We start from the raw sequence: 10,813 nt of genomic DNA, 5'->3' as shown, positions 1-10,813 counted from the left end.
CTCGCCGATGAGGCGCCCTTGCTCCTCCGACCACTCCAGGCTCGCCCGCCACTCTCGCGTTTCGGGAAACAGCGCCTCGAGCCGCGCCCGCTCGATGGCCACGCCGCGGAAGATTCGCGCGCCGCTGGCCTGGCCGTCGAGATCGGCGGCCACCAGCAGCTCGGCATGGGCCAGCGGATGCCGCTCGGGCAAGGTCGCCAGCCCGCCGGATGCCAGGCGGAAGCGACCCGGCCCGGCGTCGTGCTGGATACGCTGCGCCACCCGGTCCGGATAGGCCAGCGCCAGCAGCTCCCCCAGCGGGGCCAAACTCGAGACCTCCAGGCCCACGCCGCCAATGCGGGCCAGGCGCTGAGCCTCGCGCTGCCATTGACGGTGAGCGGCGGGCTGCGCCAGACGGGCCTGAAGCGTGCGCTCCAGATCCTGTTCGCCGTCGAGATCGCGCCCCTCCAGCGCCGCCACCAGGGCACAGGCCAGCGGCACGGCATCGAGTTCGCCGGCACGCGCCAGCATTGCCGCCAGGCGCGGATGGGTGGGCCAACGCACGCAGGCACGGCCCAGCTCGGTGAGCAGGAAGCCTTCGTCCATCAGGCCAAGCCGCTGCAGGCAGGCGCCGCCCGCGGCCAGGTGGCCCCGGCGGGCGGCGGCGTGATCCAGGCCAGCCCGGCCGGGTCGACGATGCCCCAGCGGGCCAGCTCGAAGGCCAGCGGAGCGAGATCGGCCTGTAGCATCTCGGGCTCGCCGTGAGCCGGCAGCGGCTGCTCCTCGGCCCACAGTCGCAGGCAAAGCCCCGGCCCCTGACGCCCGGCCCGGCCGCGGCGCTGATCGGCGCTGGCGCGATTGACGCGGCGAGTCTCCAGCCGGCTGAGCCCGCTGCGCGGCAGGAACACCGGCACCCGCTCCTGGCCGGCATCGATGACGATGCGTACGCCATCGACGGTAACGCTGGATTCGGCGATGGCGGTGGAGAGCACCACGCGCCGCCGACCGTCGGACTCGGGTTTCAGGGCACGGCGCTGCTCTTCGAGAGGCAGCCGCCCGTGCAGTTCGCGCACCGCCAGTTCAGGCTGGCGGCTCGAAAGCTCACGTGCCAGGCGGCGGATCTCGGCCACGCCGGGCAGGAACACCAGGGCATCGCCCTCGCTCAGGGCCAGGGCTTCCCCTACCGCCTTGGCCTGCTGGCCTGCGGCGTCATCTCTTGAATTGATACGAGTGCTGTGTGGACGATAGCGGGTCTCCACCGGGAAGCTGCGCCCCTGGCTCTCGACCAGCGGTGTGGCTTCGCCGAGCACACCGAGCAGCGCCTCGACGTCGAGGGTGGCCGACATCACCAGCAGGCGCAGGTCGTCACGCACCGACTGGGCATCCAGCGCCAAGGCCAGCCCCAGGTCGGCCTCCAGGCTGCGCTCGTGGAACTCGTCGAAGACGATGCCCGTGACGCCTTCGAGCAGCGGGTCGTCCTGCAGCATGCGCGTCAGCACCCCCTGGGTGACCACCTCGAGCCGCGTATTGGGCCCCACCCGGCTCTCGCCACGCATGCGGTAGCCCACGGTCTGTCCCACCGGCTGGCCCAGGCTTTCCGCCATGAAGCCGGCAGCCAGGCGAGCGGCCACCCGTCGCGGCTCCAGCAGCAGCAGGCGGCCTTCGCCGCGCTCGCCCTGACACCAGGCCTCGTTCAGCAGCGCCAGCGGCACCCGGGTGGTCTTGCCCGCCCCGGGTTCGGCGACGAGCAGCACGCGGGAATGCGCGGCCAGCGCCTGGCGGATTGCCGGCAGTTGGGCATCGATGGGCAGTTCGCCGGCTGGCGTCATCGAATTGTCATCTCGCTTCATATACGATTTGCCATATATTTCTGCCAAGTCACAGGACACCTCATGACCCTACGCATCGGCATCAACGGCTTCGGCCGTATCGGCCGTCTGGCGCTGCGCGCCGGCTGGACCAATCCTGACCTCGAATTCGTGCGCATCAACGACCCGGGCGGCGATGCCGCCACCTTCGCCCACCTGCTGCAGTTCGACTCGGTGCACGGCCAGTGGAGCAGCGGCGGCGATGATATCACGTCGGCCGAGGGCGCCATCGAAGTGGCCGGCAAGCGTATCGCCTTCAGTACCAACCGCGAGATCGCCGATACCGACTGGTCCGACTGCGACGTGGTGATCGAGTGCTCGGGCAAGATCAAGACCAGCGCCAAGCTCCAGGGCTACCTGGACCAGGGCGTGAAGCGCGTGGTGGTCAGCGCGCCGGTGAAGGAAGAAGGCGTGCTCAACGTGGTGATGGGGGTCAACGACCACCTCTTCGATCCGGCCAGCCACCGTATCGTCACCGCGGCGAGCTGCACCACCAACTGCCTGGCGCCGGTAGTCAAGGTGATCCACGAGCGGCTCGGCATTCGCCACGGCTCGATGACTACCATTCACGACATCACCAATACCCAGGTGATCCTCGACTCGCCTCACAAGGACCTGCGCCGGGCCCGGGCCTGCGGTATGAGCCTGATCCCCACCACCACCGGCTCGGCCAAGGCGATCACCGCGATCTTCCCGGAGCTCACCGGCAAGCTCAACGGCCATGCCGTGCGCGTGCCGCTGGCCAACGCCTCGCTCACCGACATGGTCTTCGAGGTGCAGCGCGAGACCACGGTCGAGGAGGTCAACGCGCTGTTGAAGCAGGCCGCCGAGGGCGAACTGGCCGGCATTCTGGGCTATGAGGAGCGCCCGCTGGTCTCCATCGACTATCGCTCCGACCCGCGCAGCTCCATCGTCGATGCCCTCTCCACCATGGTGGTGGCCGGCACCCAGGTGAAGCTCTACGCCTGGTACGACAACGAGTACGGCTACGCCTGTCGCACCGCGGAGCTGGCCGCCAAGGTGGGCAAAGCCACCGGGGTGGAGAACGGCGAAAGATGATCGCCCGCGTTGCCGCCCTGCCCCGCGAGGTGCGCCAGTATCTGCTGGTAACCGGCAACTACTGGGGCTTCACGCTGACCGACGGCGCCCTGCGCATGCTGGTGGTGCTCTACTTCCACCAGCTCGGCTATTCGGCGCTGGAAGTGGCGCTGCTGTTCCTGTTCTACGAGTTCTTCGGTGTGGTGACCAATCTGGTGGGCGGCTGGCTGGGCGCGCGGCTGGGGCTCAATCGCACCATGAACCTGGGGCTGGGCTTGCAGATCGTCGCCCTGGCCATGCTACTGGTGCCCACGGCCTGGCTTGCGGTGCCCTGGGTGATGGCGGCCCAGGCGCTCTCGGGCATCGCCAAGGACCTCAACAAGATGAGCGCCAAGAGCGCGATCAAGGGCCTGGTACCGGCGGGCGACGAGGGACACACCTCGCTCTACCGCTGGGTGGCACTGCTCACCGGCTCGAAGAACGCGCTCAAGGGGGTGGGCTTCTTTCTCGGCGGGCTGCTGCTCACGCTGGTCGGCTTCCAGGGCGCGATACTGGCCATGGCGCTGATGCTCGTCGGCGTGCTCGGCCTCTCGCTCGCCCGCCTCGACGCCGACCTGGGCCGCGCCAAGGCCAAGCCCAAGTTCCGCGAGATTCTCTCCAAAAGCCGCGCGATCAACATTCTCTCGGCGGCGCGGATGTTCCTGTTCGGCGCCCGCGACGTGTGGTTCGTGGTGGCGCTTCCGGTGTTCCTCGCCACCCAGTTCGGCTGGGACCATTGGCGGGTGGGCGGCTTTCTGGCGCTGTGGGTGATCGGCTACGGGGCGGTGCAGGCGGTGGCTCCGCGCATCACCGGGCGCACGGCGGGACGCGGCGCCGTCATCGCCTGGGCCGCGGCGCTGGCGGCCCTACCGGCATTGATTGCGCTTGGCCTTCAAGTACAAGGTCTGGAATGGCTGCCGCACGTGGTACTGCTGGGCGGGCTGTTGCTGTTCGGCGCGGTGTTCGCGGTGAACTCCAGCCTGCACAGCTTTCTGATCGTGCGCATGGCGCGCTCGGACGGGGTCTCGCTGGACGTGGGCTTTTACTACATGGCCAACGCCATGGGCCGGCTGATCGGCACCCTGCTCTCCGGCTGGCTCTACATGACCGGCGGCCTCAGCGCCACGCTGTGGGTCTCGAGCGCCATGCTCATGGCCACGGTGGCAATCAGCCTGGCGTTGCCGAGGAAGGCTTGACCCCACACCCCTTGAGGATCACCTGGGTCAGGAAGCGGGTGATCCGCTCCACGTCGGCATCCGAGATCTCGTCCTGGCCCATGATGCCCAGCACCTGGGCCTCGAAGTCGGCGTAGTGCTGGGTGGCCGACCAGATCAGGAAGATCAGCCATACCGGATCGACCGGATCCATCAGGCCGCGCTCGGCCCACTGTTCGAAGATTCTCGCCCGGGTACGCACCCACTCGCGCAGCTCGCCGCGCAGATAGCCCTGCAGGAAAGGCGCACCGCCGAGTATCTCCGCGGCGAACAGCCGCGATCCCTCCGGGTGCTGGCGGGAGAGCTGCATCTTGCTGCGGATGAAGGCCTCCAGCACTTCGGCCGGATCGTCCTCCACGCTGATGTCGTCGAGCAAGGCGTTCCAGCGCGCCATCATGCGCTCCAGCAGCCGCACGTAAAGCCCACGCTTGTTGCCCATGTAATAGAGCACGTTGGACTTGGGCAACCCCGCCTCCTCGGCGATGGCCTGAACGCTGGCTCCGCGATAGCCAAAGCGGGCAAACACCCGCTCGGCGGCTTCGAGTATCTCGCGCTCGTTGCGCTCGCGTGTGGCGCCATTGCTTTCGCCACCCTGCCGTACAGGCTGCAAGGTCTCGGTTTCGGTCACGTCGGTCATCGACAGGCCCCTGCCCTGTGAATGATGGTGGGATGCCAAGAGAGTGCCCCACCACGGCAGTTCCTGCAAATGAGACCATCGGCGCCACTGGCTCTTGCAAAGTGCGACATTCTGGCCCATGCTGGGTACATCCTGACCATTTGGTCAACTATCACCTGATCAACAACCATGTGATTGGAAGCAGACGAACCACTACTGGCACCGTGCTCCAAGCCACAACGACCGTGTCACAGCTTTTACCAACAACCACAATGTCAACGAGACATAGCCAACAAGAGACAAGGCGATGATCGACTTCATGCTCAACGGGAGGCCGTGCAGAAGCGAAGCCACCCCGGAAACCAGCGTACTGGAGCTGCTGCGCGATACGCTCGGCGCTACCGGCACCAAAGAGGGCTGCGCCTCGGGCGACTGCGGCGCCTGCACGGTGGCCATCGGCGAACCCGGCCCCAATGGCGAGCTGCGCTATCACAGCGCCAACGCCTGCATCACGCCCGCGCATCAGCTCAACGGCCGTCATCTGGTCACCGTCGAGGGCCTCGCCCAGGGCGAAAAGCTGCATCCCGCCCAGGCCGCCATGGTCGCGTGCCACGGCAGCCAGTGCGGCTTCTGCACGCCGGGTATCGTGATGTCGCTGTTCACCCTGCACGAGCAGCAGCGCCATACCCCCGCTCCCCTCACGCCGCAGCGCCTGGAAGCCGCGCTGGGTGGCAACCTGTGCCGCTGCACCGGTTATCGCCCGATCCGCGATGCCGCTCTGAGCATGAACCAGCATCCCGAGAATCGCCCGCTGTGGCTCGACGCCGCCGCGGAAACCAAGACAGCAGAGTCCAAGAGTGAGGCGAACGCGGCCGACAACGACGCCGCCTTCCTGCAGCCCACCACGCTTGCGGCACTCACCGAGTGCCTGAAGCGGCACCCCAAGGCGCGGCTGGTTGCCGGCGCCACCGACCTGTGGCTCGAAGCGACCCAGCGCCTGGCGCGCTTCGAGCACGTCATCGACGTGACCCGAGTCGCCGAGCTCAACGACATCAACGAAGCCGCGCTGGAAGATGGCCGCAGCGGCTGGTGGATCGGCGCCGCCGTCACCTACTCACGCCTCGAGCCGCTGCTGGAGGAGCACTACGACGCCTTCGCGCACCTGCTGCACCGCCTCGGCTCCCAGCAGGTGCGCAACCGCGGCACCCTGGGCGGCAACGTCGCCAACGCCTCGCCCATCGGCGACACCCCACCGGTACTGCTGGCGCTGGGCTCGCGTCTGCGGCTGGTCGGCCCCGAGGGTGAACGTGAGCTACCGTTGGACGACTTCTTCCTCGACTACAAGCGCACCGCGCTGCGCGAGGGCGAGGCCATTCGCGCGATCTTCCTGCCGCGCCCCGAGGCGGGCCAAACTCTCAAGGTGTGGAAACTGTCCAAACGTCGTGAGGACGACATCTCGGCGGTGCTGGGCGCCTTCGCCTACCGCCTGGAGAACGGCGTGATGTGCGACGTGAGACTGGCCTTCGGCGGCATGGCGGCCATCCCCAAGCGGGCCGCCAATGCGGAAGCGGCCCTGGAAGGCAAGGCGCCGGACCTGGCGGCCTTCCAGGCAGCCCGCGAGGCCCTGTCGAAGGATTTCCAGCCCATGAGCGACGTGCGTGGCAGCGCTCACTACCGCCGGCTCTCCGCCGCCAACCTGCTCGAGCGCCTGCGCCTTTCGATCGCCCAGGCCGACACCGACAGCCCCCGGGAGGTGATGCTCCATGCGTACGCTCACTAAGCTGAATAAGCCAACAGAGATAGCCGACGACATGAGCGCGGACTCCGCTGTGGCGCGCGAGGAGCTCAAGGGCGAGATCAAGGGCTCCAGCCCGCTGGCGCGGGATACCGTCACGCCGGGCACACACCCCAACTCGCGCTTCCATGAGAGCGCGATCAAGCACGTCACCGGCCGCGCCTCCTACATCGACGATCTCAAGGCCCCCGCCGATGCGCTGCACGTGGCGCTGGCGCTTTCGCCCGTCGCTCATGGCCGCCTGACCCGACTCGATCTGGACAAGGTACGCAGCATGCCCGGCGTGGTCGACGTGGTCGGCTTTGACGACGTGCCGGGACACACCGATATCGGCCCCGTATTTCCGGGCGATCCCATCTTCGTCGAGGATGAGATCAGCTACGTCGGCCAGGTGCTGTTCGCCGTGGCCGCCGAAAGTCATCGCGCCGCCCGCGAGGCGGTGAACACCGCTCTGGCCCAGGGCATCGCCGAGATCGACGAGCAGCCGGCCTGCCTCGATCCGGTGGCCGCCGCCGAGCGCGGCGAGTTCGTGCGCCCCACCCACGTGCAGCAAAGCGGCGATTGGGAACAGGCTCTGGCCAGCGCTGCCCACGTGGTCGAGGCCGAGCAGTTCGTCGGCGGTCAGGAGCACTTCTATCTGGAAGGTCAGGCTTGCCTGGTGCAGCCCACCGAAGACGAAGGCGTGATCGTTCACACCTCCAACCAGCACCCCAGCGAGACCCAGAAGCTGGTGGCCGAGGTACTCGGCATTCCGTTCCACGCCGTGACCGTGGAAGTGCGCCGCATGGGCGGCGGCTTCGGCGGCAAGGAGACCCAGGCCTCGCCTTGGGCCTGCATCGCTGCGCTGGTCGCCCGGCGCACCGGCCGCACCACCCGCGTGCGCCTGCCCCGTGCCGACGACATGCGCGTCACCGGCAAGCGCCACCCCTTCCACAACCGCTACCGCCTCGGCGTGGATGAGCAGGGAGTGATTCAGGGCGGCGAGATCACCGTGATCGGCGACTGCGGTTACTCCCCCGATCTCTCGGACGCCATCGTCGACCGCGCCATGTTCCACAGCGACAACGCCTACTCGCTGGGCGAAGCTCGCGTGACCGGCCACCGCGCCCGCACCCACACCGCCTCCAACACCGCTTTCCGCGGCTTTGGCGGCCCTCAGGGTATGATGGTGATCGAGGCGGCGATGGACGACATCGCCCGGCGCATCGGCGAAGACCCGCTGACGGTGCGCAAGCGCAACTTCTACCGCCCCGGCCGGCAGACCACCCACTACGGTCAGCAGGTGGATCAGATCAAGCTGCTGCGCGAACTGGTCGAGCAGTTGGAAACCAGCAGCGAGTACTGGGCGCGGCGGCGTGCCATCACCGAGTTCAACGCCGAGAGTCCGATCATCAAGCGCGGCCTGGCGCTCACGCCGGTGAAGTTCGGCATCTCCTTCACCGCCAAGCACCTCAACCAGGCCGGCGCCCTGCTGCACGTCTATACCGACGGCAGCGTGATGATCAATCACGGCGGCACCGAGATGGGCCAGGGCCTGCACACCAAGATCTGCCAGGTGGTGGCCCGCGAGCTGGGGCTCGACGTCGACGAGGTGCGCATCACCGCCACCCGTACCGACAAGGTGCCCAACACCTCGCCCACCGCGGCCTCCAGCGGCGCCGACCTCAACGGCCAGGCCGCCCGCGACGCCTGCGTGAAGCTCAAGCAGCGCCTGTTCGACTTCGCCCACGAGCACCTCTACAAGGATCAGGGCCTCGACCGCGAAGAGATGCGCATGGAAGCCGGCCACCTGGTGGCGGGCCACGGCGAGAGCGAGCGGCGCATTCCCTGGGGCGAGCTGGTCCAGACCGCTTACCTCAACCGCATCTCGCTCTCCGAGAAGGGCTTCTACGCCACGCCGCTGATCCACTATGACCGCAACGTCGGCCAGGGCCGCCCCTTCTACTACTACGCCTTCGGCGCCGCCGTGGCCGAGGTCAGCGTCGACACCCTGAGCGGCGAGTATCAGGTCGAGCGAGTCGACATCCTGCACGACGTGGGCGACTCGCTGAACCCGGCCATCGACATCGGCCAGGTGGAGGGCGGCTTCATTCAGGGCATGGGCTGGATGACCAGCGAGGAGCTGAAGTGGAACGAGGCCGGCCGGCTGATCTCCGATGGCCCCGCCACCTACAAGATCCCGACCTATGGCGATCTACCGCCGGTGTTCAACGTCAAGCTGATGGAGGGCCACCCCAACTCCATGGCCAGCATCTACCGCTCCAAGGCAGTGGGCGAGCCGCCCTTCATGCTCGGCATGGCCGTGTGGTCGGCGCTGCGCGACGCCCTGGCCAGCCTGACCGACTACGCCGAAGCGCCGCGGCTCGACACCCCGGCCACGCCGGAGCGGGTGCTGCTGGCGGCCGAGGAGCTGCGTAGCCGTTACGACAGCGCGCAGCTGGAACGAGGCGCGCCGTAATGAACGCGCCACGGCCCACTCCCTGGCACGAAGCGCTGCATCGGCTGCAGCGCGAGGGGCTGCCCCACGCGCTGGCCACGGTGGTGACCAGCGCCGGCTCCACGCCCCGCGAGCCCGGCGCGCGCATGGTGATCAGCGAGAGCGAGGTGTTCGACACCCTGGGTGGCGGCGCCTTCGAGTTCCAGGTGATCGACGCCGCCCGCGAGAAGCTGGCACAGGGCGACGCCGGCATGAGCCTCGAGGCCTTCGCCCTGGGCGGGCGCAGCGGCCAGTGCTGCGGCGGCTTCGTCAACGTGCTGCTGGAGGTGTTCCCCGGCAGTGCGGCTACGCTGGCCATCTTCGGTGCCGGCCACGTCGGCAACGAGCTGGTGCGCCTGGCCGCCCCGCTGCCCTGGCGTGTGCTGTGGCACGACAGCCGCGAAGGCGTCTTCCCCGCCTGGGCTGAGGAGCAACCGCGCCTGGCCTGCCGTCACGCGCCGGACCCGCAGGCCGCCGTGGCGGCACTGCCGGCGGGTAGCCACGCGCTGGTGCTGACTCACGATCACGCCGAGGATCGCGCCCTGGTCGACGCCCTGCTCCAGCGGGACGGCATCGCCTCCATCGGCCTGATCGGCTCCAAGAGCAAGTGGGCCAGCTTCCGTTCGCGGCTCACCGATGCCGGCCATGACGACGCGGCCCTGGCCCGGGTGCGCTGCCCCATCGGCATGACCAGGGACGCGAATGGCGAACCGGCCCGAGGCGGCGACAAGACGCCCTACGCCATCGCCATCGCCGCCCTGGCCGAGCTGCTGCCGATGGTGGGCAACGCCGAACGCGCCGATCAGCGCGGCCTGGCGCCGGCCGAACTACGCGCTCTGTTCTAACCCTACGAACCGGACGAATCACTGACCTCGGCATCGGACGCCGGGGGCAGCAATCAAAGAGCCCCAAATATGATGAGCAACGAATCCCGTGTGATACGCGCCGAACTGCTGAGCTTCGATGCCGATCCCGGCGAAGGCGACAGCCCCGCCGAAGGCAGCGTGCGTCACTACGCCGACGGCGCGCTGTGGCTGGAGAACGGCCGCATCAAGGCCATCGACGACTACTCAGCGCTGGCGCCACGCCTGCCCGAAGGCATCGAGACGGTGGATCATCGCGACAAGCTGGTGATGCCCGGCTTCATCGACAGCCACGTGCACTACGTGCAGCTGGAGATCATGGCCTCCTATGGGCGTCAGCTGCTGGACTGGCTGAACGAGTACACCTTCCCCGAAGAGTGCGGCTTCGCCCAGCGCGAGCGGGCCGAAGTGATCTCCAATGCCTTCCTCGACGAGATGCTGCGGGTCGGCACCACCACCGCCCAGGTGTTCTGCTCCAGCCACCCCACCTCGGTGGAAGCCTTCTTCTCGGCCTGCCGCGAGCGCGACCTGCGCATGCTGGCCGGCAAGGTGCTGATGGATCGCAACGCCCCCGAAGCGCTGTGCGACGACACCTACGGCGGCATCCGCGACACCGAACTGCTGATCGGAGAGTGGCACGGCAGAGGGCGCCTGGGCTACAGCCTGACCCCGCGCTTCGCGCCGACCTCTACCCGCCAACAGCTCGACGCCACCGGCGGCCTGCTGCGCAACGACCCGAGCCTGTGGCTGCAGACCCACCTCTCCGAGAATCCCGGCGAACTCGATTGGGTGGCCGAGCTGTTCCCCGAGAGCCGCGACTATCTCGAAGTCTATGAGCAGTCCGGGTTGGTCGGCCCGCGCAGCACCTTCGCCCACGGTATTCACCTCGACCAGGAGATGCGCTGCAGGCTGGCCGAGCGCGGCG

8 protein-coding genes and 1 pseudogene are annotated in these 10,813 nt (G+C 68.2%); 6 read left to right on the top strand and 3 right to left on the bottom strand.

The features are described from left to right. Window positions 1-585 (bottom strand): annotated as a pseudogene (locus B8115_RS23950) (ATP-dependent helicase HrpB); the annotation flags it as partial. After that, window positions 585-1,808 (bottom strand): helicase-related protein, encoded by a 1,224-nt coding sequence (locus B8115_RS13860; protein ID WP_010628412.1) that lies wholly within the window; start codon window positions 1,806-1,808, stop codon window positions 585-587. The pseudogene B8115_RS23950 and the gene B8115_RS13860, both read right to left, overlap by 1 nt. A gap of 63 nt (window positions 1,809-1,871) precedes the next feature. Between B8115_RS13860 and B8115_RS13855 the strand changes: the two genes are divergently transcribed. Next, entirely contained in the window at window positions 1,872-2,906 is a 1,035-nt protein-coding gene (locus B8115_RS13855; protein ID WP_010628411.1) for an ArsJ-associated glyceraldehyde-3-phosphate dehydrogenase, read from the top strand. Continuing rightward, window positions 2,903-4,120 (top strand): organoarsenical effux MFS transporter ArsJ, encoded by a 1,218-nt coding sequence (gene arsJ, locus B8115_RS13850; RefSeq protein WP_010628410.1) that lies wholly within the window; start codon window positions 2,903-2,905, stop codon window positions 4,118-4,120. The genes B8115_RS13855 and arsJ overlap by 4 nt, the downstream gene beginning before the upstream one ends. On the opposite strand, the gene B8115_RS13845 is transcribed toward arsJ, so the two are convergent. Then, entirely contained in the window at window positions 4,092-4,775 is a 684-nt protein-coding gene (locus B8115_RS13845) for a TetR/AcrR family transcriptional regulator (RefSeq protein WP_010628409.1), read from the bottom strand. The two genes, arsJ and B8115_RS13845, sit on opposite strands and share 29 nt — an antisense overlap. 286 nt (window positions 4,776-5,061) lie before the next feature. Here B8115_RS13845 and xdhA point away from each other — a divergent pair, with 286 nt between their 5' ends. From xdhA to B8115_RS13825, 4 genes are all read left to right on the top strand, one after another. After that, window positions 5,062-6,534, top strand: a complete 1,473-nt coding sequence (xdhA, locus tag B8115_RS13840; protein WP_010628408.1) for a xanthine dehydrogenase small subunit — start codon at window positions 5,062-5,064, stop codon at window positions 6,532-6,534. Further along, window positions 6,518-9,007, top strand: coding sequence for a xanthine dehydrogenase molybdopterin binding subunit (gene xdhB, locus B8115_RS13835; RefSeq protein ID WP_035591151.1), 2,490 nt, complete (start codon window positions 6,518-6,520; stop codon window positions 9,005-9,007). The genes xdhA and xdhB overlap by 17 nt, the downstream gene beginning before the upstream one ends. Next, entirely contained in the window at window positions 9,007-9,870 is an 864-nt protein-coding gene (gene xdhC, locus B8115_RS13830) for a xanthine dehydrogenase accessory protein XdhC (protein WP_010628406.1), read from the top strand. Before xdhB ends, xdhC begins: the two co-directional genes overlap by 1 nt. 69 nt (window positions 9,871-9,939) lie before the next feature. Beyond that, the coding region (locus B8115_RS13825) for a guanine deaminase (protein WP_010628405.1) at window positions 9,940-10,813 on the top strand (874 nt) is incomplete at its 3' end.

The sequence above is a fragment of the Halomonas sp. KM-1 genome (assembly GCF_000246875.1).
Classification (GTDB): domain Bacteria; phylum Pseudomonadota; class Gammaproteobacteria; order Pseudomonadales; family Halomonadaceae; genus Halomonas; species Halomonas aerodenitrificans.
The sequence above is the reverse complement of the archived record's forward strand: the minus strand, read 5'-3'. Positions and strand labels throughout refer to the sequence as shown.